The sequence below is a fragment of the Streptomyces corynorhini genome (assembly GCF_003346515.1).
Taxonomy (GTDB): Bacteria; Actinomycetota; Actinomycetes; order Streptomycetales; family Streptomycetaceae; genus Streptomyces; species Streptomyces corynorhini.
The window spans coordinates 1-22885 of the sequence record NZ_QQNA01000244.1 but is presented as its reverse complement, the minus strand read 5'-3'; the positions used below and the strand labels follow the sequence as shown (position 1 = coordinate 22885).

Below are 22885 nucleotides of genomic sequence, written 5' to 3'. Positions count from 1 at the left end.
GCATATACCGATGCCGGTCCGACGGGCATGAGCACGCCCGGACGGGGTACACGCGCCCTCAACGGCGTACCGGCAGACGGAGCAGGGGAGGCCGAAGTGTCCACGGCGAGTACGGTCACGACCGGACGCACGGGGTACGGAAGCCGCCCGGGGGCCGGGGCGGCGGAGCTGGACCTGCCCCATGTCCCCCGCCCCGCCGAGGTGGCACCCCGGGACGCCCGGGAGCTGTCGAGGCTCTTCTTCGCCCGGCTGGCACTGCTGGAGGAAGGCACGCGCGAACACAGTTACGTGCGCAACACCCTCATCGAGCTGAACCTCGCGCTCGTGCGCTACGCCGCCACCCGCTTCCGGCACCGCGCCGACCAGATGGACGACATCGTCCAGGTCGGCACCATCGGCCTGATCAAGGCGATCGACCGCTTCGAACTCAGCCGCGAGGTGGAGTTCGCGACCTTCGCCGTCCCCTACGTCACCGGGGAGATCAAGCGGTTCTTCCGGGACACCAGCTGGGCCGTGCACGTACCGCGCAGGCTCCAGGAGCTGCGCCTCGACCTGGCCAAGGCCACCGACGAGCTGTCCCAGCGCCTCGACCGCGCGCCGACCACCGCACAGCTCGCGCACCATCTCGGCCTGGACGAGGAGGAGATCGTCGAGGGCATCGTCGCCGGCAACGGCTACACGGCGGGGTCGATCGACCTCCCCGCCGACGACACGTCCGACGGGCCGCCCGCGCTGGCCGACCGGCTGGGCGGGCCCGACGCGGCGCTGGAGACGGTCGAGGACGTCGAGTCGCTGAAGCCGCTCCTCGCCGCGCTGAGCGACCGGGAGCGGCGCATCCTGCGGATGAGGTTCGGCGACGAGATGACGCAGGCCGAGATCGGAGCCGAACTCGGCGTCTCCCAGATGCAGGTCTCGCGCCTGCTGACCCGGATCACCGCCCGGCTGCGGACGGGCCTGCTGGCCGCCGGGTAGCCGGGACCCTGACCCGGCCGAACGCGTGGTCTACTTCGGGGACGGCACCGAGGCCCCGGCCCGCGCCGCCCCCGACCGGTCACCGCGCAGAAAAGAACCACCAGCCGTGCGACTCAACGATCTCGACGAACGCATCGTCCACGCCCTCGCCGAGGACGCCCGCCGCACCTACGCCGACATCGGCTCCCGCGTCGGCCTGTCCGCGCCCGCCGTGAAGCGGCGCGTCGACCGGCTGCGCGCCACCGGGGCGATCACCGGCTTCACCGTACGGGTCGACCCGGCGGCGCTCGGCTGGAACACCGAGGGGTTCATCGAGATCTACTGCGGCCGCAACACCTCGCCCGAGGTCATCCACCGGAGCCTCGACCGGATGCCGGAGGTGGTCGCCGCCTCCACCGTCACCGGGGAGGCCGACGCCATCGCGCAGGTCTTCGCCGCCGACATGCGCCACTTCGAGCAGGTCCTCGAACGCATCGCGGGCGAGCCGTACGTGGAGCGCACCAAGTCGGTGCTCGTCCTCTCCCCGCTGCTGCGCCGCCACTCCTCGGGCGCGCCGGGCTGACATCGGGATCCGGCCGGGCCACGCGAGCCCGGCCGGGGCCACGCGAGCCCGGCCGGATCCCGACGGGCTCGCCCGGGACCGCGTTCGAAGCCCCGCACGCCCTAGGGTCTTTCGTTTGGATCAGGCCGGATGAGGGAGCGGGGTCTGGTGCCGTGGATCGCAAGGCGGAGGAGGGAGCCCACGCGGAGCGTAGGTGACCGACGACAACGCGGCGAGGCGCGGTGCCAGGGCTCGCGAGCCCGGCATGATCCAAACGAGAGGCCCTAGGCGAACGCGCGCACGGTGTCCTCGCCCTGGGTCCACAGAACCCCCAGCCGCTGACGGGACAGCAGCCACCCCTCGGGGCCCCGGACGAACTCCCAGTCGTAGGGCCCGCCCATCGAGTACGGCGCGGAGGTCCTCCCCGGTTCGGTGACGGCGACGAACCACATGTAGCCGACGCCGGTCGCCCGGTCGCCCGTCACCTCGAAGGCCATGTTGAGGATGTGGTGCTGCATGCCCGGGTACGGGGACTCCGCCGCCGCCACCCGGTCCCGTACCGCCTCCCTCCCGTGGATCTCCCCCCAGGGGCCGAACTCCAGCACGGCGTCCGGCGCCCAGCAGCGGATCCAGACGTCCCAGTCCCTGCGGTCCAGCGCCCTCCAGCCCCGGATCATGAGCGCGCGCAGGGCCTCCTTGTCCTCCAGGTCGCGCAGTCGCCGCGACAGCCGGTCGTACTCCTCGGCGGTGACGTTCGCCCCGGCTCCTTCCGACCGCGGGCGGGTCACTGGGCGCTCGCCGCGGGGCGGACCACGATCTCGTTCACATCGACCCAGGCGGGCTGCGCGACGGCGTAGGCGATGGCGTCCGCGACGGCTTCGGCGGGCAGTGCGACCGCGCGGTAGGCCCGCATGGCCTCCCGGGCCACCGGATCGGCGATGGAGTCGGCCAGCTCGGACTCGGTCACGCCGGGGGAGACGAGGGTGACGCGGATGTCCCCGGCCGACTCCTGGCGCAGCCCCTCGGAGAGCGCGCGGACGGCGAACTTGGTGGCGCAGTAGACGGCCGCCGTGGGGGAGACCTCGTAGGCGCCGACGGAGGCGATGTTCACGATGTGGCCGCCGCCCTGTCGGCGCATCACCGGCAGCGCGGCGGCGACCCCGTGCAGGACACCGCGCACGTTCACGTCGATCATGCGGTCCCACTCGTCGGTCCGCGTCGCCTCCAGCGGCGACAGCGGCATCACCCCGGCGTTGTTCACCAGGACGTCGAGCCGCCCGAACTCCTCGCGCGCGGCCTCGACGAACGCCCGCACGTCCGCGCCGTCGGTCACGTCCAGCGGCCGGAAGACCGCCAGTCCGCCGTCCCGCGCGATCTCCTCGGCCAGCCGCTCCAGACGGTCGGTGCGGCGGGCGCCCAGCAGGACGCGGTGGCCGTCCCGCGCCAGCCGCCGCGCCGCCGCCGCGCCGATACCGCTGCTCGCCCCCGTGACCGCGATGATCTTGGTGTGCTCTGTCATGCCCGTTCCCTCCGGCTCTTTCCTCGGTGTCCCGGGAAGTCTGGGCGGGCCCGCCCCGCCGGGCCACGACGTGTGGTGCCTGGGCACGGCACACCCAGGCACGGCCGGGGCGCGGCGCCTGGACGAGTCATTGCGGCGAGCGTGCGTGCTGGGCGCCGCCGAGCAGACGGGACTTCGGAATGACTCGTCTAGCCTGGCGGGATGAGCGGTAACGACCTCGGTGACTTCCTGCGCGCCCACCGCGCCCGCCTGCTGCCCGGCGAGGTGGGACTCGTGTCGTACGGGCAGCGGCGCGTGGCCGGTCTGCGGCGCGAGGAGGTCGCCGTGCTCGCCGGGATGAACGCCGACTACTACGCCCGCCTGGAACAGGGACGCGAGTCCAGCCCCTCCCCGCAGGTCCTCGACGCGATCAGCGCGGCGCTGCGCCTGACCGACGAGGCCCGCGACCATCTGTACCGGCTGGCGGGCGCCGTGCCCGCCGAGCCCCGGGCGCTGCCGCGCGAGAGCGTCGGCGGCGCGCTGCGCCTGCTGCTGGACGGCTACCCGCACACCCCGGCGTTCGTGCTCAACCCGGCGCTGGACCTGCTGGCCGCCAACCCCGTGGCGGACGCGCTGTTCTCCCCGTTCGACCGGGCGGACAACCTCGCCCGGATGATCTTCCTGGATCCCGCGGGACGGAGCTTCTACGCCCAGTGGCAGCGGGCCGCCGAGGCCGCGGTGGCCAACCTGCGCCAGAGCACCGGCCTCGTCCCGCACTACCCGCGGCTGCGCGGCGTCGTACGGACGCTGACCGCGTCGAGCGAGGAGTTCGCCGCGCTCTGGGCGGCGCAGAGCGTCCACGGCAAGAGCCACGACGAGGCCAAGGAACTCGTCCACCCCGAGGTCGGTCCCCTCTCGCTGACCTACCACTCCTTCGACGTACGCGGAGCGCACGGCCAGCAGCTCGTGATCTACCACGCGCCGCCCGGCAGCCCGGACGCCCACGCGCTGACCCTGCTGGGCACCCTCGACGCCACCCGCCGCCGGGCGCGGGGGAGCGGCGCGGTCCCGCCGGCAACAAATCGCTGACCTGAGCGGGAAAGGCGCAACAGATCGACGCAGGGTGCGCAACGAGCGTGTCTTGCCGGTGAACGGACCGGAACCGTACGGTCGACGTGTTGCCCCTCCCCCTCCTCCCGGCGGCCCCGGCCGTCCCTTCCGTCACGCCCGAGGTCCGTCATGCCGCCCCTGCGCACCGCCCTGCTCCAGAGTTCCGGCCACCCCGGCGCGGTGGCCGCTAACCTGGACGCCCTGGAGGCGGCGGCCGCGCGCGCCGCGGCCGCCGGAGCCGGGCTGCTGGTCTGCCCCGAGCTGTTCCTGACCGGGTACGCCATCGGCGACGCCGTTCCCCGGCTCGCCGAACCGGCGGACGGTCCGGCCGCCGAGGCCGTCGCCGCGATCGCTCTCCGGCACGCACTCGCGGTCGTCTACGGCTACCCCGAGCGCGCCGGAGAGCGGATCTTCAACGCCGCGCAGCTGATCGGCCCCGACGGTGCGCGGCTCGCCAACTACCGCAAGACCCATCTCTTCGGCTGCTTCGAACACGAGTGGTTCACCCCGGGGGAGCAGGCGGTCGTCCAGGCCGAACTGGCGGGAGTCCGGATCGGCCTCATGATCTGCTACGACGTGGAGTTCCCGGAGAACGTACGGGCCCACGCGCTCGCGGGCACCGATCTGCTGCTCGTGCCCACCGCGCAGATGCACCCCTTCCAGTTCGTCGCCGAATCCGTCGTACCGGTCCGGGCGTTCGAGAACCAGATGTACGTGGCGTACGTGAACAGGACCGGCACGGAAGGCGAGTTCGAGTTCGTCGGGCTGAGCTGTCTGGCCGCGCCCGACGGCGCGACCCGGGTGCGCGCGGGCCGCGGTGCGGAACTGCTCGTCGGCGACGTCGATCCCGTACTGCTGAGTGCCTCGCGCGCGGCCAACCCGTATCTGCGGGACCGCCGCCCCGGTCTGTACGGCTCCCTCGTCTGACCCCCCACCGCTCGTTCCGCCTGTTCGTTCCGCGAGGAGTCCGTACCCCATGACGCCCACGCCGCCCGCCTCCGGCAGCCACCCCCGGCCGGAGCGCGACCGCCGCGAGCCGCCGCCCATCACCATGGTCGGCCCCGACTTCCCCTACCCGTACGACGACTTCCTCGCCCACCCCGCCGGGCTCGGCCAGATACCGGCGACCGAGCACGGCGCCGAGGTCGCCGTCATCGGCGGCGGGCTCTCCGGGATGGTCACCGCGTACGAGCTGATGAAGATGGGCCTCAAGCCCGTCGTGTACGAGGCCGACCGCATCGGCGGCCGGCTGCGCACGGTGGGCTTCGACGGGTGCGATCCCGAACTGACCGCCGAGATGGGGGCGATGCGCTTCCCGCCCTCCTCCACCGCGCTCCAGCACTACATCGACCTGGTGGGCCTGCGCACCCGGCCGTTCCCCAACCCGCTCGCCCCTGACACCCCTTCGACCGTCATCGACCTGAAGGGCACCTCCCACTACGCCAGGACCGCCGACGACCTGCCGCAGGTCTTCCGTGACGTCATGGACGCCTGGCACACCTGTCTCGAAGAGGGCGCCGACTTCTCCGACATGAACCGGGCGCTGCGCGAGCGCGACGTCCCGCGGATCCGGGAGATCTGGGCGCGGCTGGTCGAGAAGCTCGACGACCAGACCTTCTACGGCTTCCTCTGCTCCTCGCCTGCCTTCGCCTCCTTCCGTCACCGGGAGATCTTCGGCCAGGTCGGCTTCGGGACCGGCGGCTGGGACACCGACTTCCCGCACTCCATCCTGGAGATCCTGCGGGTGGTCTACACGGAGGCCGACGACCATCACCGCTCCATCGTCGGCGGCAGCGCCCAGCTGCCGCTGCGGCTGTGGGAGCGCGCGCCGGGCAAGATCACCCACTGGCCCGCGGGCACCTCGCTCTCCTCGCTGCACGACGGCGCGCCCCGCCCCGCCGTCACCCGGCTGCACCGCACCGCGGGAGACCGGATCACCGTCACGGACGCCTCGGGCGCCATCCGCACCTACCGGGCGGCGGTCTTCACCGCGCAGTCCTGGCTGCTGCTGTCCCGGATCGCCTGCGACGACACGCTCTTCCCGATCGACCACTGGACGGCGATGGAGCGCACCCACTACATGGAGTCGTCCAAGCTGTTCGTCCCCGTGGACCGGCCGTTCTGGCTGGACGAGGCCGTGGACGACCGGGGCGAGCCGACCGGGCGCGACACGATGTCGATGACGCTCACCGACCGGATGACCCGCGGCACCTATCTGCTCGACAACGGTCCCGACCGGCCCGCCGTCATCTGCCTCTCGTACACCTGGTGCGACGACAGCCTCAAATGGCTGCCGCTCTCCGCCGAGGAACGGATGGAGGTCATGCTCAACTCGCTGGGCGAGATCTATCCGAAGGTCGACATCCGACGCCATGTCATCGGCACCCCGGTGACCGTGTCCTGGGAGAACGAGCCCTGGTTCATGGGCGCCTTCAAGGCGAACCTGCCCGGCCACTACCGCTACCAGCGGCGGCTGTTCACCCACTTCATGCAGGACCGGCTGCCTCCCGGCCGCCGGGGGATCTTCCTGGCGGGGGACGACATCTCGTGGACGGCGGGCTGGGCGGAGGGCGCCGTGCAGACCGCGCTCAACGCGGTGTGGGGCGTGATGCGCCACTTCGGCGGCGCCACCGACGCCACCAACCCGGGGCCCGGCGACCTGTTCGACGCGCTCGCCCCGGTCGAACTCCCCGAGGACTGACCCGGCCGACGCTCACGCATCCTTGTCGTAGGCCGAGGTGCCGGAGTCCAGCAGCGGCGTCTGCTCCTTGAGGTGCGCGGGCGCGAAGGCGCGCAGGACGTGGTAGCCGGTGACGACCACGATGGTGCCGAGCGCGATCCCGCCGATCTCGAAGGTGTCGCTGATCCGCAGGCTCACCCCGCCGACCCCGATGATGATCCCGGCCGCCGTCGGCACCAGATTGAGCGGATTGCGCAGATCCACCCCGGCGTTGGTCCAGATCTGCGCGCCGAGCAGCCCGATCATGCCGTACAGGATGACGGTGATCCCGCCGAGCACCCCGCCGGGGATCGCGGCGACGACCGCGCCGAACTTGGGGCAGAGCCCGAAGAGCAGGGCGAAGCCGGCGGCGGCCCAGTAGGCGGCGGTGGAGTAGACGCGGGTGGCGGCCATGACGCCGATGTTCTCGGAGTACGTGGTGTTGGGCGGACCGCCCACGGCCGTGGAGAGCATCGAGGCGGCGCCGTCGGCGGCGATCGCCGTTCCCAGCTCGTCGTCGAGGGGGTCGCCGGTCATCTCGCCGACGGCCTTCACATGCCCGGCGTTCTCCGCGATCAGCGCGATGACGACCGGCAGCGCGACGAGGATCGCGGACCACTCGAAGCTCGGCGCGTGGAAGCTCGGCAGCCCGATCCAGTCGGCCCTGCCGACGCCCGACAGATCGAGCCGCCAGTGGTCGACCGCCTCCGCGCCGCCGGTCGTCGAGTGGATCCGGCCGAAGACCCGGTCGAACAGCCAGGAGACGCCGTACCCGAAGACCAGCCCGAGGAAGATCGCGATCCGGGACCAGAAGCCGCGCAGACAGACCACGGCGAGCCCGGTGAAGACCATCACCAGCAGCGCCGTCCACTGGTCCTGCGGCCAGTACGTGGCGGCCGTGACCGGCGCCAGGTTGAAGCCGATCAGCATGACGACGGCGCCGGTCACCACCGGGGGCATCGCGACATGGACGACCCGGGCGCCGAAGCGCCTGACCACCAGCCCCACCAGGAAGAGCGCGGCGCCGACCACCAGGATCGCGCCGGTGACGGTGGCGCTGTCGCCGCCCGAGGCCCGGATGGTGGCGGCCACGCCGACGAACGAGAGCGAGCAGCCCAGATAGCTGGGCACCCGGCCCCGGGTCGCCAGCAGGAAGATCACCGTCGCGACGCCGGACATCATGATCGCGAGGTTGGGGTCCAGCCCCATCAGAACCGGCGCGACGAAGGACGCGCCGAACATCGCCACCACGTGCTGGGCGCCGAGCCCCGCCGTACGGGGCCAGGAGAGCCGTTCGTCGGGGCGTACGACGGCGCCGGGCGCGGGCGTGCGCCCGTCTCCGTGCAGGGTCCAGCGCACGCCGAGATTCATGAGGGGCTCCACGTCAGTCATGGCCGAAAAAGATCAGCTCATATTAAGGGCTGTCCCGGACGGCCCTTGGTCGCGCTCGGCCCGCCGCGGGCTGTTCCGGACGGCCCTTGGTCGCGCTCGGCCCGCCGCCGGACGCCGCGTCCGCCCGTCCGCCCGCCGTCCCCTCAGTCGCCCGCCGGGCTCATTTCCACGCCGCCGCCCGAGCCCGCCGCCGCGCCCGTCGACCCCCGCGCCTTCGTACCGCCGGAGCGCAGCACCCCGGCGCCCGCCACCAGACCGCAGGCGAGCAGGGTCACCAGACCGAAGGAGACCACCAGCGAGGTGGCGTCGGCGACCGCGCCGATCGCGGAGGGCGCGATCAGCCCGGAGGTGTACGTGATGGTGGCCACGCCCGCGATGGCCTGGCTCGCGTTCGGGCCGGAGCGCGCCGCCGCCGCGAAGGCGAGTGGTACGACCGTGGCGATCCCGAGCCCGAGCAGTCCGAAGCCGCCCATGGCGACCACCGGATGCGGGGCCACGACGACGAGGACCCCGCCCGCCGCCGCCAGCACCCCGCCGGTCCGCGTGGTCCGCACGGCGCCGAACCGGTCGATCACCTTGTCGCCCACGAGCCGCGCGACGGCCATCGTGAGCGCGAAGGCCGTGGTCGAGGCGGCGGCCACCCCGGGCGAGGTGTCCAGGATGTCCCGCAGGAAGACGGCGGACCAGTCCAGGCTCGCGCCCTCGGCGAAGACGGCGCAGAACCCGATCGCGCCGATGAGCAGCGCGGACCTCGGCGGCAGCGCGAACCGGGGCGGCGGCTCCTCGTCGGCCGCCGGACGGCTGTCCAGCACACCCTGGCAGGCGGCGGCGCCGAACACGGTGAGAGTGAGAGCGGCCAGCAGATGGTGCAGCCGGGCGTCGGAGCCCAGATGCGCCGCGAGCGCCCCGGCCGCCGAGCCGATCAGCGCGCCCACGCTCCACATGCCGTGCAGGCTGGAGATGATCGACTTGCCGAGCCGGGACTCGGTCTCCAGACCGATGGCGTTCATCGCCACGTCGGACATGCCGGCGGCGGCCCCGTACACGAACAGCGCCGCGCACAGCGTGACCAGATCCGGCGCGAGGGACGGCAGGATCAGCGCGAGTGTCCACAGCGCGAGCAGTCCGCGCAGCGCCGTACGGCTCCCGAAGCGGTGGCTGATCGCACCCGCCAGTGGCATCGCGGTCACCGAGCCGATCGCGGGGAAGGCGAGCGCCACCCCGAGCTGGCCCGCGCTCAGCCCCGCGTGCTCCTGGATCCAGGGGACCCGGGTGGCGAAGCTGCCGGTGACCGCGCCGTGCACACAGAAGACGGCGGCGACGGCGAACCTGGCCCGTCGCAACCGCTCTTTGTCGTAGACCATTTCAGCCGGCATCTCCGTCTTGTTCCCTTCGGGTGGCGCGCCGACCTCCGGCGCGCGGAGTAAACTATCAGGAACCCTGCCTGATAAATAGGCCCCGCCCGGAGCCCGATACGGGACCGCCCGGTCCCGCTCCCGGTCCCGCTCCCGGCCCCCGTCGCAGCCGCGGCGGCTCATCTGGAAGGATCCCGGCATGGCCGCATCTCCGAGTACCGCCCGGGTGATCAACGACCGGCTGGCCCTCGGACTGCTCCAGCGGGAAGGCCCCCTGACGGCGAGCCAGCTCAAGACGCTGACCGGGCTCTCCCGCCCCACCGTCGCCGATCTGGTGGAGCGGCTCCAGGACTCCGGCCTGGTCAGGGTGGTCGGGGAGACCGGCGACCGGCGCCGGGGGCCCAACGCCCGGCTGTACGGGATCGCCGCGGACCGCGCCCACCTCGCGGCCCTCGACGTCAGGACCCACAGCGTCTCCGTCGTCGTCGCCGACCTGCTCGGCACCACCCTCGCCGAGGCCACCGCGCCCATCGGCAGCGAGACCGCCACGGAAGCCGCCGTCGAACAGGCCGTCGCCCTGCTGGAACGCACGGCGCGCGAGGCCGGCGCCGAACCCCTGCACAGCGTCGGCGTCGGCGCCCCCGGACTGGTCGACCCGGTCTCCGGCGAACTGCGCGAGACCACCGGGCTGCCCGCCTGGCACCGGCGGCTGGTCGCCGCGCTCCAGGAACGGCTGCCCGCCACCGTCCTGGTGGAGAACGAGACCAACCTCGCCGCCCTCGCCGAGCAGCGCCTCGGCGCGGCCAGAGGGCAGGACACCTTCGTCCTGCTCTGGCTGGGGCTCGGCGTCGGCGCCGCCGTCGTGCTCGACGGCAAGCTCCGCAAGGGCGCCTCCGGCGGCGCGGGCGAGATCGGCTTCCTGCCCGTACCCGGCACCGCGCGGCTGCCCTCGGCGGCGGGCTGCGAGGGCGGCTTCCACTCCCTGGCGGGCTCCGCCGCCGTCGCCGAACTCGCCGCCGCGTACGGCGTATCGGCCGCCGCGGGCCCCCAGGAGCCGCCCGCCACGGCCCTGGTGCGCGCCGCGGTCGCCGACGTGCGGTCCGCGGCGCCCGGCGGACGGCCCGCGTCCGGGCGGCCCGCGTCCGGGCGGCAGGACGCCGCCGGAGCCTTCCTCGACGCGCTCGCCGACCGGTTGGCCATCGGTACGGCGGCGGTCAGCGCGGTCCTCGACCCCGGCCGGATCGTGCTCGCCGGTGAGGTCGGCCACGCGGGCGGCGCGGCGCTGGCCGCCCGCGTCGAGGACCGGCTCGCGCTCATGTCCCCGCTGCGCACGGAGGTACGGGCCGGGACGCTCGGCGGCGCGGCCGTCCTGCGCGGTGCGCTGCTGACGGCGCGGGAAGCGGCACAGGACGAACTGTTCACTCCGTGAGACAACCGGCACTCTGTGAGTGACGCCACAAAGGTCACCCGGATGGCCGACGATCGCGCGTGGCACACTGGGCGGGTAACAGCAGCAGCGCACTCCGGGGTCGGTGCAATTCCGAACCGGCGGTTATAGTCCGCGACCCGTCCGCAGCCAGCGGCCGGTTGACCAGGTGAGATTCCTGGACCGACGGTGAAAGTCCGGATGGGAGGCAGTGCGCGGCGGGCCCTCACGGGCGCGTCGGTGTCCGGCGACCGGTCCTTGGACGGACGGGATCTCCGGCCATGACGCCCCCCGTGTGCGTTCCCGCTTCATCTGTCGTCATCGACAGGCCCCGGAGTCCGTGCCCGAAGAGGCAGGAGACCCGGTGGCCACGGAAGCCGAAGCCGTCACCGACGCGGACGCCATGCGGCGCGCCGTCGCACTGGCCGCGCGCGGACTGGGCTCCACCAGCCCCAACCCGGTCGTCGGATGCGTGATCCTGGACGCCGCGGGGCAGCCCGTGGGCGAGGGGTTCCACCGCCGCGCCGGCGGCCCGCACGCCGAGGTGCACGCCCTGCGCGCGGCCGGTGACCTGGCCCGGGGCGCCACCGCGTACGTCACGCTCGAACCCTGTGCCCACACCGGCAGGACCGCCCCCTGCGCCCGCGCGCTCATCGACGCGGGTGTCGCCCGCGTCGTGTACGCGGTCGCCGACCCCAATCCGCGGGCCAGGGGCGGCGCCGAGATCCTGCGGGCCGCCGGGGTCGCCGTCGAGCGGGGGCTGCTCGCCGACGAGGCGCGGGAGGGCAACGCCGCCTGGCTCACCTCCGTACGGCTCGGCCGCCCCCACGTCACCTGGAAGTACGCGGCCACCCTCGACGGACGCAGCGCCGCCGCCGACTCCACCAGCCGCTGGATCACCTCCGCCGAGGCGCGCGCCGACGTGCACCGGCTGCGCGCCGAGGCCGACGCCGTCGTGGTCGGCTCCGGCACCGCCCGCGCCGACGACCCGCACCTCGCGGCCCGCCCCGCCGGGGCGGACGGCTCCGGCGTGGACGGCTCCGGGGTGGACGTGGTCCAGCCGCTGCGCGTCGTCGTGGACACCGACGCCACCGCCGTGCGGCCCGGCGCCCGGGTGCTCGACGACGCCGCGCCCACCCTGGTCGCCGTCGCCGAGGACGCCGACGCGGGCGCGCTGCCCGAGGTCGTACGGCTGCCCAGGTCCGGCCGCGGCCTGGACATCCCCGCGCTGCTGGCCGCCCTGTACGCGCGGGGCGTGCGCTCCGTCCTCCTCGAAGGGGGCCCGGCGCTGGCCGGTTCCTTCGTCGCGGCCGGAGCCGTCGACAAGGTCGTCGGCTATCTCGCCCCCGCCCTGCTCGGCGCCGGGCCCACCGCCCTGGCCGACGCCGGAATCAGCACGATCACCGAGGCGTTGCGCCTGCGGATGACCGACGCCGTACGGATCGGACCCGACCTGCGGATCACCGCGGTCCCGCTCGCTCCGGCCGCCGGGCCCGCCGCCGTTCCCGGCACCGCCGTCCCCACCGTCGTTTCCACCGCCCCCAAGGAGCGTTGAGTGTTCACCGGAATCATCGAAGAGCTGGGTGAGGTCACCGCCGTCGAGAACCTCGGCGACGCCTCCCGCTTCCGGCTGCGCGGCCCCCTCGTCACCGAGGGCGCCGGGCACGGGGACTCCATCGCCGTCAACGGCGTCTGTCTCACGGTCGTGGACCACGGGGACGGCGAGTTCACCGCCGATGTGATGGCCGAGACGCTGAACCGCTCCAGCCTCGGCGCCCTGGCGACCGGCTCCCGGGTCAACCTGGAGCGGCCCATGGCCGTCGGCGGCCGGCTCGGCGGACACATCGTCCAGGGCCATGTCGACGGCACCGGCACCGTCGTCGCGCGCACCCCCTCCGAGCACTGGGAGATCGTCAAGGTCTCGCTGCCCGCCGCCCTGAGCCGCTACGTCGTGGAGAAGGGCTCGATCACCGTGGACGGCGTCAGCCTCACCGTGGTCGAGGCGGGCGCCGACTACTTCACCATCAGCCTCATCCCCACCACCCTCGCGCTGACCACCCTCGGCATCAAGGGACCGGGCGACCCGGTCAACCTCGAAGTCGACGTCATCGCGAAATACGTCGAAAGGCTGCTGGCCCCCGGCCGGCCGGCCCCGGCCGAGGAGCCCGAACGGTGAACACCCTCTCCTGGCTGAACGGTGAGGCATTCACGGCCTTCGGTCAGCACATCCTGTGGTCCGACATGATCGGCAACACCATCGGCCTGGCCGCCCTCGCGCTCGGCTGGCGCCGCTCGATCTGGACCTGGCCCGCCCAGTTCCTCTCCGGCGTCATCCTGGTCGGTGCCTACGCCTCCGCCCACCTCAGCGGCGGGATCGGCAAGCAGCTGCTGGTCATGGGCGTGGCGCTGTGGGGCTGGCGCCAGTGGCAGCGCGGCAGGCAGCAGGCGCAGGACGGCTCGATCGCCGTACGGTTCGCCTCCTGGCGCGAGCGCGGCGTCCTGCTGGCCGGGACCGCCCTGGGCACCCTCGCGGTCGGCGGCCTGTTCACCGCCGTACCCGAACTGTCCTGGAACCCCTGGCCCGACGCGTACATCTTCGTCGGCACCCTCGCCGCGATGGTCGCCCAGGCCCGCGGACTCGTCGAATTCTGGTTCGCCTGGCTGCTCGTCGACATCGTCGGCGTACCGCTCGCCTTCAGCGGCGGGCTCGCCTTCTCCGGTCTCGTGTACGTGATCTACCTCGCGCTCGTCCTGTGGGGCCTGCGCGACTGGTGGCAGCGCTCCCGCGCCGGCGCCCCGTCCCTGGAAGGAGCAGCAGCATGACCTCCAGCCCCCGACCCCTCACGTGGTACTCCAAGGACAACGCGGAGGACCTCTCCCTCGACCCGGTGGAGCAGGCCGTACGCGACATCGCGGCCGGTCGCCCCGTCGTCGTCGTCGACGACGAGGACCGCGAGAACGAGGGTGACCTCGTCATCGCGGCCGAGAAGGCCACCCCCGAGATCATCGCCTTCATGATGAGCGAGTGCCGCGGCCTGATCTGCGCCCCCATGGAGGGACCGGAGCTGGACCGGCTCGAACTCCCGCAGATGGTCGGCCACAACACCGAGTCGATGCGCACGGCGTTCACCGTCTCCGTCGACGCCTCCGCCGCCCACGGCGTCACCACCGGCATCTCCGCCGCCGACCGGGCCACCACGCTGCGGCTGCTCGCCGCGGGCGACGCCGAGCCCGCCGACTTCGTCCGGCCCGGCCATGTCTTCCCGCTGCGCGCCAAGCCCGGCGGGGTGCTCGCCCGCAACGGCCACACCGAGGCGGCCGTCGACCTGGCGCGGCTGGCCGGGCTGCGGCCCGCCGGGGCCATCGTGGAGATCGCCGGTGAGGACGGGGTGATGCTGCGGCTGCCCGAGCTGATCCCGTTCGCCCGCAAGCACGGCCTGACGATCATCTCCATCGAGGACCTGATCGCCCATCGCCGCGCCACCGAGCCCTCCGTCCGCCGCGAGGCCGAGGTCCGGCTGCCCACGGCGTACGGCGAGTTCACCGCGTACGGCTACCGCTCGGCGGTCGACGGCGTCGAACACGTCGCCCTCGTGCACGGGGAGATCGGCGACGGCGAGGACCTCCTCGTACGGGTCCACTCCGAGTGCCTGACCGGCGACATCTTCAGCTCGCAGCGCTGCGACTGCGGCCCCCAGCTCCAGGCGTCCATGGAGCGCGTCACCGCCGAAGGCCGGGGCGTCGTCGTCTATCTGCGCGGACACGAGGGCCGCGGCATCGGCCTGCTGTCCAAGCTGCGCGCCTACGAACTCCAGGAGCGCGGCCGGGACACCCTCGACGCCAATCTCGAACTGGGCCTGCCCGCCGACGCCCGCGACTACGCGGCGGGCGCGCGGATCCTCGACGACCTCGGGGTACGCAGCCTGCGGCTGATGACCAACAACCCGGAGAAGACCACCGCGCTCGTCCGGCACGGACTGCGCGTCCTCGGCCGCGAGCCGATGCCTGTCCAGGCGGGCGAGCACAACCTCCGCTATCTGCGCACCAAGCGCGACCGGATGGGCCACGACCTGCCCTGGCTCGACCCGGCCGCGGCCACCACCTGCGGCAACCAGTGACCGACCGACACCACCCCCGAGGAGAGACGTGAGCGGCAAAGGCGCACCCGAGCTGAGCGTGCGGAACTGCGGAGACCTCCGGGTCGCCGTGATCGCGGCGCAGTGGCACGAGAAGATCATGGACGGTCTCGTCGACGGCGCCCTGCGCGCCCTGCGCGACCTCGGCATCGACGAGCCGACCCTGCTGCGGGTCCCCGGCAGCTTCGAACTGCCCGTCGTCGCCAAGGTGCTGGCCGGCCGGGGATACGACGCGGTCGTGGCCCTCGGCGTGGTCGTGCGCGGCGGCACCCCGCACTTCGAGTATGTGTGCCAGGGCGTCACCCAGGGCCTCACCCAGGTCTCCGTCGACACCGGAGTCCCGATCGGATTCGGCGTCCTGACCTGCGACACCGAGGAGCAGGCCCTGGACCGGGCGGGCCTCGAAGGCTCCCACGAGGACAAGGGCCACGAAGCGGTCACCGCCGCCGTCGCCACCGCCACGACCCTGCGCACCATCGCGGAACCCTGGCGCCAGCAGGCCGCCGCGGGCCGCGTAAAGTAGGCCCCACCATGCCGAATAAGACGTTCGAGGAGCTGTTCAGCGAGCTCCAGCAGAAGGCCGCCCACGGCGACCCCGCCACCTCCCGTACCGCCGAACTGGTCGGAAAAGGTGTGCATGCCATCGGCAAGAAGGTCGTGGAAGAGGCGGCCGAGGTCTGGATGGCCGCCGAGCACGAGGGCAAGGAAGCCGCCGCCGAGGAGATCTCCCAGCTCCTCTACCACGTCCAGGTGATGATGGTCGCGCGCGGAATCTCACTTGACGACGTGTACGCCCACCTCTGAGCCTGTACGAGCACCTTTCTCCCCGTACCGCACGACTCACCGCACGACAAAAAAGGAAGCCGACCTCATGCTGCGCATCGCCATCCCCAACAAGGGTTCACTCTCGGGACCGGCGTCGGCGATGCTCCATGAGGCCGGCTACCAGCAGCGCAAGGAGAGCAAGGAACTCGTCCTCGTCGACCCGGACAACCAGGTCGAGTTCTTCTACCTGCGCCCCCGCGACATCGCGATCTACGTGAGTTCCGGCAAGCTCGACATCGGCATCACCGGACGCGATCTGCTGCTGGACTCCGAGGCCGAGGCGGAGGAGATCCTGCCGCTCGGCTTCGCCCGCTCCACCTTCCGCTACGCGACCCGCCCCGGCACCGCCACCGGCGTCGGCGACTTCGGCGGCATGACCGTCGCCACCTCGTACGAGGGCATCGTCGCCCAGCACCTCGCGGACCACGGCGTCGACGCCTCGGTGGTCCACCTGGACGGCGCCGTCGAGACCGCCATCGAGCTGGGCGTCGCCCAGATCATCGCCGACGTGGTGGAGACCGGCACCTCGCTGCGCAACGCGGGCCTGGAGGTGATCGGCGAGCCGATCATGACCTCCGAGGCCATCGTCATCCGGCGCACCGGCGCCGACGCCGACGAGCCCAAGGTGCGCCAGTTCCTGCGCCGGCTCCAGGGCGTCCTCGTCGCCCGGACGTACGTGATGATGGACTACGACTGCCGCGCCGAGCACCTGGAGCGCGCCGTGGCCCTCACCCCCGGGCTGGAGTCCCCGACCATCTCCCCGCTGCACAACGAGGGCTGGGTGGCCGTCCGCGCGATGGTCCCCGCCAAGGAGGCGCAGCGGATCATGGACGACCTCTACGACCTGGGCGCCCGCGCCATCCTCACCACGGCCATCCACGCCTGCCGTCTCTGAGGGCCTCCCGGAGCCCCGCACCCACTCCACAGGGAAGAGCGAAACCCATGGCAGCCCCCGCCCCCGCGCCCAGGACCGCGCCGTCCGCCCTGCCGGTCACCTTCCGGCCGACCCGCACCAGGGCCGTACTGCTGACGGCGGGGGCCGCCCTGTTCGTGGCCGTCTCGGCCATCGGCATGCTCCTCGACGGCCTGCACCCGGGGGAGCGGCTGAGCTTCGTCCTCACGGCCCTGCTCTTCTCCGGCGTGCTGGTGCTGCTCAGCCGCCCCAAGGTCGTCGCCGACGAGACCGGGATCACTGTCGTCAATATCACCAGGACCCGCCGACTGGAGTGGGCCGAGATCCTGCGGGTCAATCTGCGGCCCGGCGACGCCTGGGTCTTCCTCGACCTCAACGACGGCTCCAGCATGCCCGTCCTGGGCATTCAGCCCGGTGTGGCCAGGGCCCACGCCCTGCGCGACGCCCGCGCGCTGCGCGCCCTCAGCGAATCGCGCACCGCCGTCGCGACGGAGCGGCCGGGGCCGCTCCCGGGCGGCGGCTGAGCCAGTTGCCCCACACACCACTGCCCCCGGCCGCCCGCTCTTGATTACTCTGGTCGCCAAGGCGCCGAGTGCGCCCCGCCCCGCACCCGACGGCCGAGACCGGCCCGCGGGGCATCCTGCGACCCGAGGAGTGACTCCCTCCAGCAATGGACGGATCGTCCGGTAGTACCTGCGCCGCCCCCTTCGAAGAGGCGGCGGCATGATCATCCCCCTTCTGCTGCTCGCCGCAGCGTTCCTTCTCATCCTGGCCAACGGCTTCTTCGTGGCGGCCGAATTCGGCCTCATCACGGTGGACCGCCCCGACGCCGAGCGCGCCGCCGCGGCCGGAGACCGCCGCGCCCGCACCGTCGTCAAGGCCCTGCGGGAACTCTCCTTCCAGCTCTCCGGCACCCAGCTGGGCATCACCATCACCTCGCTCGTCGTCGGCATGCTCGCCGAGCCCGCGCTCGCGCGGCTCCTCGACGGCCCGCTCTCCGCGACCGGACTGCCCTCGGGCGCCGTCTCCGGGATCGCGGTGGTGATCGGCATGCTGCTGGCCTCCGCCGTCCAGATGGTGATCGGCGAACTCGTCCCCAAGAACTGGGCGGTCTCCAGACCGCTCCAGGTCGCCCGGTTCGTGGCAGGACCGCAGCACCGCTTCTCGGCCGTCTTCCGGCCGGTGATCTCGCTGCTCAACACCGTCGCCAACCGGCTCGTCCGGCTGTTCGGCGTGGAACCGACCGACGAACTCGCCTCGGCCCGCACCCCCGGCGAACTCGTCTCCCTGGCCCGCCACTCCGCACGGGCCGGCACCCTCGAACAGGACACCGCCGACCTGTTCGTACGGACCCTCTCGCTCGGCCGGCTCACCGCGCAGCACGTGATGACGCCCCGGGTGAAGGTCAGCGCCCTCCAGTCCGACGCGACCGCGGCGGACGTCCTCAACCTCACCCGCGCCACCGGCCTGTCGCGCTTCCCCGTCTACCGGGAGCGCATCGACGAGATCGTCGGCATGATCCACCTCAAGGACGCCCTCGCCGTGCCCGTGGCGGAGCGACTGCGCACGCCGGCCGGGCGGATCGCCGTCCCGGCGCTGCTGGTGCCCGAGACGCTGCCCGTGCAGCAGCTGCTGGAGCGGCTGCGCAGCGAGCAGCCGATAGCCGTCGTGGTCGACGAGTACGGCGGCACGGCCGGCGTCGTCACCCTGGAGGACATCATCGAGGAGCTGGTCGGCGAGGTCCGCGACGAGCACGACGACGAGCACGAGAGCCGGCCCGACCTGGCGCCCGCCGCGCCCGAGGACGGCAGGCCCGCCTGGGAGGCCGACGGCAGCTGCCGGGTGCTGACCCTGCGCAGGATCGGACTCGACGTGCCGGAGGGGCCCTACGAGACCCTGGCCGGTCTGGTCGCCGATCTGCTCGGCCGCATCCCGGCCCCCGGCGACCGCGCCGAGCTGCCCGGCTGGCGGCTCTCGGTCCGCCAGGTGGACCGCTACCGGGCCGAACGCGTCCGCCTCGTACGGACCACCGACACCCCGGCGGGCACCCCGCCCGACCGGCCCTCGGACGGACCGGCCGACCCGCACCCCGGCGGGCCCGACGGGTTCGGGGCGGCGGACCGTCCGTACGGGACGGTGGCCGCGCTCGCACCGGACGTGCGCGAGCCGGTGGCCGCCCGCGTCGGAGCGATGGCGGAGGGCGGCCGATGAGCGTCCTGCAACTCCTCTTCGCCCTGCTGCTGGTGCTGGCCAACGGCTTCTTCGTCGGAGCCGAGTTCGCGCTCGTCTCCGTACGCCGCAGCCAGATCGAACCGCACGCCGCGCGCGGCTCCACCCGGGCCCGGCAGGCGCTGTACGGGCTGGAGAACCTGCCGCAGATGATGGCGGCGGCCCAGTTCGGCATCACGGTCTGCTCGCTGACCCTGGGCGCCGTCGCGGAGCCCACCGTCGCGCACCTGCTGGAGCCCGTCTTCGAAGCGGTACGGCTGCCCGAGGGGCTGATCCATCCGCTGGGCTACGTCATAGCCCTGGCCCTGGTGGTCTTCCTGCACCTGGTCATCGGCGAGATGGTCCCCAAGAACCTCGCCATGGCCGCGCCGGAGAGGACCGCGCTCTGGCTCAGCCCCGGACTGGTCGGCTTCGCGCGGCTCTGCCGCCCGGTCACGGCCGGTCTCGGCGCCTGCGCCCGGCTGGTGCTGCGGGCCTTCCGCGTCGAGCCCAAGGACGAGGTCGAGGCGGTCTTCACCAGCGAGCAGCTCAACCGGCTCGTCGAGGACTCCGGCCAGGCGGGACTGCTCGAACCGGAGGCGCAGGAGCGGCTGGAGGACGCGTTGGAGCTGGGCAGCCGTCCGGTCACCGACGTCCTGCTCACCCGTGCCTCCCTGGTGACGGTGACCCCCGCGGTCACCCCGCGCGAGATCGAGGAGCTGACCGTGCGGACCGGCTTCTCCCGCTTCCCGGTCTGCGCGGAGGGCAGCGGCGCCTTCATGGGCTTCCTGCACGTCAAGGACGTCCTCGATCTGGAGGCCGGGGAGCGCGCCGTGCCGCAGCACGTCTGGCGGCCGATGGCCACCCTGCGGGCGGAACTCCCGCTGGACGACGCGCTCACCGTGATGCGCCGCGCCGCCACCCATCTCGCCCAGGTCGCGGACGCGTCCGGGCGGGTGCTGGGGCTCGTCGCCCTGGAGGACGTGCTGGAGATGCTCGTCGGAGAGGTACGGGACCCCTCCCACCGGCAGGACGTCCCGCAGGCGTCCCTGGTGGGGGAGCAGCGCACCGACCGGGCGGACCAGGTCCTGGCCCGCTGACGGACGGCGGCCGGGACCACGGCTGAGCCGTGCGGTCCCGGCCGTCACTCCTGGGGGCCGCGGTCGACCGGACCGCGGCCCGACAGGACCTCCCCGTACGCCTGCATCAGATCCGGCAGCCGCAGCGTCGCCAGATCGTCCCGGGTGGGCGTGGAGCCGTAGCCGGACAGCCGCAGATCGCGGTAGGCGCAGCTCTTCTCGTACAGGGTGCGCACGAAGCGCCCGTTGCCCAGCTCGTCGATCCACCCCTGGTCGACCACGTGCCCGCTGATCGAGCGCAGCTCGTCCGTGGACTCCTCGTCCCAGACGTCGCCGTTCTCCGCCGCCAGCACCCCGCCGATCGCGGTCAGTTCGAGCGGCCGGTAGCTGGGGAAGTCCACCCGGCTGGTGAAGCGCGAGGAGAGCCCCGGGTTGGTGGCCAGCAGCCGGTCCATGCCCTCGGGATAGCCCGCGAGTATGACCACCAGATGGTCACGGTTGTCCTCGGCGCGCTTGAGCAGCACCTGAAGGGCCTCGTCGCCGTAGGCGTCGCCCTTGCTGTAGCCGGAGTTGGAGAGGCTGTACGCCTCGTCCACGAACAGCACCCCGCCGATCGCCGAGTCGATCAGCTCGTTCGCCTTCACCGCGGTCTGGCCGAGGAACTCGCCCACCAGGTCGGACCGTTGGGCCTCGACCAGATGGTCCCCGCCGAGCAGCCCGAGGGCGTAGAAGATCCGGCCCAGGATGCGGGCGACGGTCGTCTTGCCGGTGCCCGAGGGACCCGAGAAGACAAAGTGACGTTTCGGCGGCTGGACGGGCAGCCCCGCGCCGGCCCGCAGCCGCGCCATGTTCAGCTGCGCCGAGACCGCCTTCACCTGCCGCTTCACCGGATCGAGGCCGACCATCCGCTCCAGCTCGGCGAGCGCCCGCGCGAGCAGCGCGGGGTCGGTGGGGCCCTGCGGGAAGCGCGGGGAGGCCGGTGGCGCGGTCTTCTCCCGGACGGGGCCGGGTACGGGGACGGCGGCGGCCGGGCCGCTACCCGCCGGGCCGCCGCCGGTCCCGGGCGGGGCAGCCTCCCGGCCGAGCGGGTCGAGGCCGGGCGGCCCGTCCGGCTCGCCCTGGGGCGGCGGTTGCGCCTCGCCCGCGTCGGCGGTGTCCTGCCCGAGCCCGGCCAGCGCCACCGAGGCCAGCCCCATCGGGTCGTCGGGGCCCTCGTAGCCGTCCAGGTCGGTGATGGCCGCGAGCCGGGCCGCGGTGTCCATGAACGCGGGGTCGAGCCGGTGCACGGCCCGGTAGAGCGGCAGGGCGGCGGCGCTGCGGCCGGTGCCCTCGTGGGCGCGCGCCAGCCAGTAGCGCAGCTCCTTGCGCTGCGGCTGCTCGCTGCGGCAGCGCATCAGCGAGGTGGCGAGGACCGGCTCGGCCTGCCCGTACATCTCCAGCCTGACCCGGGCCATGCCGCCGAAGAGCCCCGCCTCGATCCCCAGCAGCGGGTCGTGGACCAGCGGCTCGGTGTGCCGCACCAACTGCTCCCAGTCCTTGACCAGATAGGCGCGGCAGGCGTGCAGGAAGCGCACCTGCGGATCCGCGTCCACCGGCGGCAGCCCCGCCAACGCCCGGTCCAGCTCGGGGACATGGCGGCCGTCCAGCCAGTGCGAGGCATGGGCGAGCAGCAGATCGCGGCCGCTCTCCAGTACGGGTTGGACCCACCAGCCCAGCCAGTACCAGGAGTTGAGGGTGCGGCGGTGGCGGGAGCGCTGCTCGCCGAAGCGGTCGCGGTGGCGGTACATGTGGAGCAGGGCGGCGGTGGTGTCGACGCGCAGCGCGTGCAGCCCCAGCCAGCCGTCGGCCATCGCGGGGTCGAGCGCGACGGCGGCTCTGAACTCCTCCTCCGCCTGGGGGTAGGCCCCCATGGTGTACGCGTCCACGCCGCGCACCCAGGCGAGGTCGGCCGGGGCTCCCGTTCCCTGCGTGCCGATATCCATCAGGTCCCCCACCAACCGTGCCCCCATGATGTCCCGCCGGGCGGGCGCCCATCGGCGGCATGCCGAACCACTGTCTCGCGGACGGGAATTGACCGCACTGAGAGGCATCGTACCTGCGCAGAGGGTATGCGACTAAGGGCGCGAACCGATCGCACATCCGTGACCCACCGTGATCGCGAGGGTGGGGAGAGGTGCGGGAGGAGCGGGGTGAAAAGCGGCGATCGGGGCAGAACGAAGCCCCCGGTCACGGGGGAACAACCGGGGGCTTCGCGTCCGCGGCGGCTCCGAAAAGCCGCACATTAAGAACGTAAGACCTGTCCGGCCCCCCGGTCAAGCCGAGTTGGGCACTCCGTGGCACCGGATTGCCGACTGTTCAGTGGGACGGCCCGAGCCGATCACCCTGGGTGAGGGTCTGGTCCTTTCTGGGGGCCGCCGCGGGCCCCGGTACCACCTCGTACCCCGTCGGCTCCTCCCGTATCAGCGCGTCGGCGAACGGGCGCGAGGGGTCCGACGTGAAGTGGCGTGCCTCCGCCACCGTCCAGCCGTCCCAGAAACCGGCCTGGGCGGGACCGTCGCGCCGGCGCCCGCGCCGCCAGGACTCCTCGTCGCCCCGGTCCATCCAGCACAGCCGGGCGAGATGCGGCCGCAGCGCCCGGCGCCCGGCGCCGACCCCCTCGATCACGACCACCGGAGCGGGCGGCAGCACGCGGGGCGCGTCGAACCGGCGCG

The 22885-nt window shown here is 73.1% G+C and carries 21 protein-coding genes, 1 pseudogene and 1 riboswitch; of the genes and pseudogenes, 16 read left to right on the top strand and 6 right to left on the bottom strand.

Features of this window, described 5'->3' with window-relative positions:
- Positions 1 to 96: 96 nt before the first annotated feature.
- Together DVH02_RS26595 and DVH02_RS26590 are read left to right on the top strand one after the other, a co-directional pair.
- Positions 97 to 972, top strand: a complete 876-nt coding sequence (locus DVH02_RS26595) for an RNA polymerase sigma factor SigF (RefSeq protein WP_114626394.1) — start codon at positions 97 to 99, stop codon at positions 970 to 972.
- A 106-nt stretch (positions 973 to 1078) separates the two neighbouring features.
- The gene (locus tag DVH02_RS26590; RefSeq protein ID WP_114626393.1) at positions 1079 to 1534 is read left to right on the top strand and encodes an Lrp/AsnC family transcriptional regulator; all 456 of its coding nucleotides are present in this window, start codon (positions 1079 to 1081) and stop codon (positions 1532 to 1534) included.
- A gap of 263 nt (positions 1535 to 1797) precedes the next feature.
- Here the strand turns inward: DVH02_RS26590 and DVH02_RS26580 are convergent, their stop codons facing one another.
- Both DVH02_RS26580 and DVH02_RS26575 read right to left on the bottom strand, forming a co-directional pair.
- Positions 1798 to 2301: a nuclear transport factor 2 family protein gene (locus DVH02_RS26580; protein ID WP_267899081.1), complete on the bottom strand. Its 504-nt coding sequence runs from the start codon at positions 2299 to 2301 to the stop codon at positions 1798 to 1800.
- Complete coding sequence (locus DVH02_RS26575) at positions 2298 to 3032, bottom strand: SDR family oxidoreductase (RefSeq protein ID WP_114626392.1); 735 nt, start codon at positions 3030 to 3032, stop codon at positions 2298 to 2300. Before DVH02_RS26575 ends, DVH02_RS26580 begins: the two co-directional genes overlap by 4 nt.
- Positions 3033 to 3233: 201 nt before the next feature.
- Here DVH02_RS26575 and DVH02_RS26570 point away from each other — a divergent pair, with 201 nt between their 5' ends.
- The 3 genes from DVH02_RS26570 to DVH02_RS26560 all read left to right on the top strand — a co-directional run bounded on the left by DVH02_RS26570 (position 3234) and on the right by DVH02_RS26560 (position 6822).
- Positions 3234 to 4100: a helix-turn-helix transcriptional regulator gene (locus DVH02_RS26570; protein ID WP_114626391.1), complete on the top strand. Its 867-nt coding sequence runs from the start codon at positions 3234 to 3236 to the stop codon at positions 4098 to 4100.
- Positions 4101 to 4250: 150 nt separating this feature from the next.
- Positions 4251 to 5048, top strand: coding sequence for a carbon-nitrogen hydrolase family protein (locus DVH02_RS26565; RefSeq protein WP_114626390.1), 798 nt, complete (start codon positions 4251 to 4253; stop codon positions 5046 to 5048).
- A 124-nt stretch (positions 5049 to 5172) separates the two neighbouring features.
- Positions 5173 to 6822 (top strand): flavin monoamine oxidase family protein, encoded by a 1650-nt coding sequence (locus DVH02_RS26560; RefSeq protein WP_233518478.1) that lies wholly within the window; start codon positions 5173 to 5175, stop codon positions 6820 to 6822.
- 12 nt (positions 6823 to 6834) lie between these two features.
- On the opposite strand, the gene DVH02_RS26555 is transcribed toward DVH02_RS26560, so the two are convergent.
- Together DVH02_RS26555 and DVH02_RS26550 are read right to left on the bottom strand one after the other, a co-directional pair.
- On the bottom strand, positions 6835 to 8211 hold the full coding sequence (locus DVH02_RS26555; RefSeq protein ID WP_114626388.1) for a uracil-xanthine permease family protein: 1377 nt from the start codon (positions 8209 to 8211) through the stop codon (positions 6835 to 6837).
- A gap of 164 nt (positions 8212 to 8375) precedes the next feature.
- Positions 8376 to 9608 carry an MFS transporter gene (locus tag DVH02_RS26550; protein WP_114626387.1) on the bottom strand — a complete coding sequence of 411 codons (1233 nt, stop codon included), beginning with the start codon at positions 9606 to 9608 and terminating at the stop codon, positions 8376 to 8378.
- A 178-nt stretch (positions 9609 to 9786) separates the two neighbouring features.
- On the opposite strand from DVH02_RS26550, the gene DVH02_RS26545 reads away from it, so the two are divergent.
- The 11 genes from DVH02_RS26545 (at position 9787) to DVH02_RS26495 (ending at position 20195) form a co-directional block, all read left to right on the top strand.
- Positions 9787 to 11016 (top strand): ROK family transcriptional regulator, encoded by a 1230-nt coding sequence (locus DVH02_RS26545; protein ID WP_114626386.1) that lies wholly within the window; start codon positions 9787 to 9789, stop codon positions 11014 to 11016.
- Between the two features lie 85 nt (positions 11017 to 11101).
- A riboswitch (FMN riboswitch) is annotated at positions 11102 to 11232 on the top strand.
- A gap of 184 nt (positions 11233 to 11416) precedes the next feature.
- Positions 11417 to 12568, top strand: a complete 1152-nt coding sequence (gene ribD / locus DVH02_RS26540; RefSeq protein WP_114626400.1) for a bifunctional diaminohydroxyphosphoribosylaminopyrimidine deaminase/5-amino-6-(5-phosphoribosylamino)uracil reductase RibD — start codon at positions 11417 to 11419, stop codon at positions 12566 to 12568.
- The gene (locus DVH02_RS26535) at positions 12569 to 13189 is read left to right on the top strand and encodes a riboflavin synthase (RefSeq protein ID WP_114626385.1); all 621 of its coding nucleotides are present in this window, start codon (positions 12569 to 12571) and stop codon (positions 13187 to 13189) included. It begins immediately after the preceding gene.
- A 65-nt stretch (positions 13190 to 13254) separates the two neighbouring features.
- The gene (locus tag DVH02_RS26530) at positions 13255 to 13836 is read left to right on the top strand and encodes a nicotinamide mononucleotide transporter family protein (protein WP_407697683.1); all 582 of its coding nucleotides are present in this window, start codon (positions 13255 to 13257) and stop codon (positions 13834 to 13836) included.
- The gene (locus DVH02_RS26525; RefSeq protein WP_114626383.1) at positions 13833 to 15131 is read left to right on the top strand and encodes a bifunctional 3,4-dihydroxy-2-butanone-4-phosphate synthase/GTP cyclohydrolase II; all 1299 of its coding nucleotides are present in this window, start codon (positions 13833 to 13835) and stop codon (positions 15129 to 15131) included. Before DVH02_RS26530 ends, DVH02_RS26525 begins: the two co-directional genes overlap by 4 nt.
- 28 nt (positions 15132 to 15159) lie before the next feature.
- Positions 15160 to 15672, top strand: a complete 513-nt coding sequence (gene ribH, locus DVH02_RS26520) for a 6,7-dimethyl-8-ribityllumazine synthase (RefSeq protein ID WP_114626382.1) — start codon at positions 15160 to 15162, stop codon at positions 15670 to 15672.
- An 8-nt stretch (positions 15673 to 15680) separates the two neighbouring features.
- Positions 15681 to 15953, top strand: coding sequence for a phosphoribosyl-ATP diphosphatase (locus DVH02_RS26515; RefSeq protein ID WP_114626381.1), 273 nt, complete (start codon positions 15681 to 15683; stop codon positions 15951 to 15953).
- 67 nt (positions 15954 to 16020) lie between these two features.
- Entirely contained in the window at positions 16021 to 16869 is an 849-nt protein-coding gene (gene hisG, locus DVH02_RS26510; RefSeq protein WP_114626380.1) for an ATP phosphoribosyltransferase, read from the top strand.
- A gap of 47 nt (positions 16870 to 16916) precedes the next feature.
- The gene (locus DVH02_RS26505; protein ID WP_114626379.1) at positions 16917 to 17411 is read left to right on the top strand and encodes a PH domain-containing protein; all 495 of its coding nucleotides are present in this window, start codon (positions 16917 to 16919) and stop codon (positions 17409 to 17411) included.
- 199 nt (positions 17412 to 17610) lie between these two features.
- Positions 17611 to 19098: a hemolysin family protein gene (locus DVH02_RS26500; RefSeq protein ID WP_114626378.1), complete on the top strand. Its 1488-nt coding sequence runs from the start codon at positions 17611 to 17613 to the stop codon at positions 19096 to 19098.
- Complete coding sequence (locus DVH02_RS26495; protein ID WP_114626377.1) at positions 19095 to 20195, top strand: hemolysin family protein; 1101 nt, start codon at positions 19095 to 19097, stop codon at positions 20193 to 20195. Before DVH02_RS26500 ends, DVH02_RS26495 begins: the two co-directional genes overlap by 4 nt.
- A gap of 44 nt (positions 20196 to 20239) precedes the next feature.
- Here DVH02_RS26495 and DVH02_RS26490 read toward each other — a convergent pair whose 3' ends face one another.
- Together DVH02_RS26490 and DVH02_RS26485 are read right to left on the bottom strand one after the other, a co-directional pair.
- A complete protein-coding gene (locus tag DVH02_RS26490) occupies positions 20240 to 22156 on the bottom strand; it encodes an AAA family ATPase (RefSeq protein ID WP_114626376.1) in 1917 nt (638 codons plus the stop codon).
- A 373-nt stretch (positions 22157 to 22529) separates the two neighbouring features.
- A pseudogene (locus DVH02_RS26485) lies at positions 22530 to 22885 on the bottom strand (hypothetical protein); the annotation flags it as partial.

Excerpts from the sequence above, each read along its gene's own strand:
- DVH02_RS26575 (WP_114626392.1), bottom strand. The coding sequence starts at position 3,032 with ATGACAGAGCACACCAAGATCATCGCGGTCACGGGGGCGAGCAGCGGT.
- DVH02_RS26530 (WP_407697683.1), top strand. The coding sequence starts at position 13,255 with ATGATCGGCAACACCATCGGCCTGGCCGCCCTCGCGCTCGGCTGGCGC.
- DVH02_RS26505 (WP_114626379.1), top strand. The coding sequence starts at position 16,917 with ATGGCAGCCCCCGCCCCCGCGCCCAGGACCGCGCCGTCCGCCCTGCCG.
- hisG (WP_114626380.1), top strand. The coding sequence starts at position 16,021 with ATGCTGCGCATCGCCATCCCCAACAAGGGTTCACTCTCGGGACCGGCG.
- DVH02_RS26565 (WP_114626390.1), top strand. The coding sequence starts at position 4,251 with ATGCCGCCCCTGCGCACCGCCCTGCTCCAGAGTTCCGGCCACCCCGGC.
- DVH02_RS26570 (WP_114626391.1), top strand. The coding sequence starts at position 3,234 with ATGAGCGGTAACGACCTCGGTGACTTCCTGCGCGCCCACCGCGCCCGC.
- DVH02_RS26490 (WP_114626376.1), bottom strand. The coding sequence starts at position 22,156 with ATGGATATCGGCACGCAGGGAACGGGAGCCCCGGCCGACCTCGCCTGG.
- DVH02_RS26500 (WP_114626378.1), top strand. The coding sequence starts at position 17,611 with ATGATCATCCCCCTTCTGCTGCTCGCCGCAGCGTTCCTTCTCATCCTG.
- DVH02_RS26495 (WP_114626377.1), top strand. The coding sequence starts at position 19,095 with ATGAGCGTCCTGCAACTCCTCTTCGCCCTGCTGCTGGTGCTGGCCAAC.
- DVH02_RS26550 (WP_114626387.1), bottom strand. The coding sequence starts at position 9,608 with ATGCCGGCTGAAATGGTCTACGACAAAGAGCGGTTGCGACGGGCCAGG.
- DVH02_RS26545 (WP_114626386.1), top strand. The coding sequence starts at position 9,787 with ATGGCCGCATCTCCGAGTACCGCCCGGGTGATCAACGACCGGCTGGCC.
- DVH02_RS26515 (WP_114626381.1), top strand. The coding sequence starts at position 15,681 with ATGCCGAATAAGACGTTCGAGGAGCTGTTCAGCGAGCTCCAGCAGAAG.
- DVH02_RS26525 (WP_114626383.1), top strand. The coding sequence starts at position 13,833 with ATGACCTCCAGCCCCCGACCCCTCACGTGGTACTCCAAGGACAACGCG.
- DVH02_RS26560 (WP_233518478.1), top strand. The coding sequence starts at position 5,173 with ATGGTCGGCCCCGACTTCCCCTACCCGTACGACGACTTCCTCGCCCAC.
- DVH02_RS26555 (WP_114626388.1), bottom strand. The coding sequence starts at position 8,211 with ATGAATCTCGGCGTGCGCTGGACCCTGCACGGAGACGGGCGCACGCCC.
- ribD (WP_114626400.1), top strand. The coding sequence starts at position 11,417 with ATGCGGCGCGCCGTCGCACTGGCCGCGCGCGGACTGGGCTCCACCAGC.